The following is a 1887-nucleotide window of genomic DNA, read 5'->3' on the forward strand; positions in this document are numbered from 1 at the left end:
GAACTCAGAACTGCGGTCTACTTCGTATTTGTGACGAAGATCTTTCGCTCGCAAATCGAGCCAATCTTGATGACCAATCACGCTAGCAGAGGAAACGTCCACGGAAACATCGAAATGTTGCTCGGCATGATATTCCGTTGAGTAATCTCGCAAGTCACAGTCGGTATTCGCTTGACAACCACACTCTAAGCAGCGCGCCGCTTCTTTCATGGCCTCTTCGTTATCAAAGCCCAGTTCCACTTCAGCAAAACTCTGCTCACGCTGCGCTGGGGTCAACTCTGGCATGATTGAACGAGCAACTTTTTGGATGTTTTCAAAATGAAGTGGGTCAACCTGCGCCAGTTTTTTCTCTTTACGAGAGTTGAACGCAGGTTTCGGCATATCCGCCATATCGCCATTGAGGAACAGATCAATCGCTTTTGCCGCAACTCGCCCATCCCCCACCGCTTCAACCGCAGTCGCAGGACCACGACGAAAATCACCGATACTGAAGATATTGCCCGTACCCGTGTGCATGGTTTGCGAGTCGGACTCAGATGTGTTCCAACGCGTTAGAGGAATGGACAGCTCATCGTTTTCTAAGAAGCTGAGATCTGGCTTTTGCGATACAGCTGCAATCACGGTATCAAATGCTTCAGTAAAGAACTCACCCGTTGGTTTCGGGCTACGACGACCAGACGCATCTGGCTCACCTAACGCCATTCGCTCTAATCGAATTGCCTTCACCCGGCCGTTTTCATCCGCGATGTTTTCCGCCGGATTCGTCAAGAAATGGAACTTCACGCCCTCATGTTCAGCTTCGACGATTTCGTAGTCTTCGGCCGGCATTTCGTCGCGAGTTCGACGATAGATCAAAGTGGTATCGGCACCCGCACGACGCGCCGTACGCGCGCAGTCGATCGCAGTGTTACCACCACCAATCACGGCAACTTTTTTGCCCGTAACGTAGTTTTGTTCTGTAACGTAATCTTTCAGGTAATCAACACCGAGATAACAACCGTCCAAGTCGCTACCAGAATAATTCATTTCTACCGCTTGAGACGCCCCCACTGCCAAGCAGACAGCATCGTAGTCTTCACTCAATTGAGACAGCGTAAAATCAACCCCAAGCTTTTTGTTGGTTTCAACTTGCATGCCGTTGCGGCACATCAGTTCGATTTCTTTGTCTAGAATGTCTTTGGGTAGGCGATATTCAGGAATGCCGTAGCGTAGCCAACCGCCTGCTTTTGGCATGGACTCAAATACGGTGACGTCATAACCTTCATTCGACAAGTAATAACCTGCCGTTAAGCCACCGGGGCCACTACCAACAACGGCGATCTTGCGATGCTTCGCTGGTTTTTTCTCTGGGACATACGCTTCATGCGCCGCTAAATCTGCGTCTGCGGCATGGCGTTTGAGTTGGCGAATGGCAATCGGCTCATCCACCAAAGAACGGCGACACTCACTTTCGCAGAATGCCGGACACACGCGCCCAATCGACAACGGCATTGGCAGTGTGCGTTTAATAACTTCAATCGCTTTTTGATGATCGTTTTGCGAGATATGGTAGAGATAAGATTGGATGTCTACTCCAGCAGGACACGCCGTTTTGCATGGAGCTTCACAGTCGGCGTAGTGGTCCGTCATGATTCGGTTGAGCGCTTTTCTGCGGTGCTCACTCAGTTGTTCTGATTGTGTGACGACATTGAGACCGCTGTACACTTTGAGATCACAGGCGCGCTTAGTTCCGCCACTTTCCACTTCGACAACACACAAATCACACGGAATTTTCTCGTTACTTTTGTTCATTCCGCACAGTGAAGGGATTTCGACCCCACACACTTTTGCTGCTTCTAAAAGGGTTAGACCCTCTTCTACAATTCTATATTTTCCATCGATGACAAT

1 protein-coding gene is annotated in these 1887 nt (G+C 49.5%); it reads right to left on the reverse strand.

The features are described from left to right. Window positions 1–1887, reverse strand: a 1887-nt coding sequence (locus tag R8269_RS23655) for an FAD-dependent oxidoreductase (RefSeq protein ID WP_318222707.1), incomplete at both ends; no start/stop codon positions are given.

It is taken from the genome of Vibrio sp. Vb0667 (assembly GCF_033391095.1).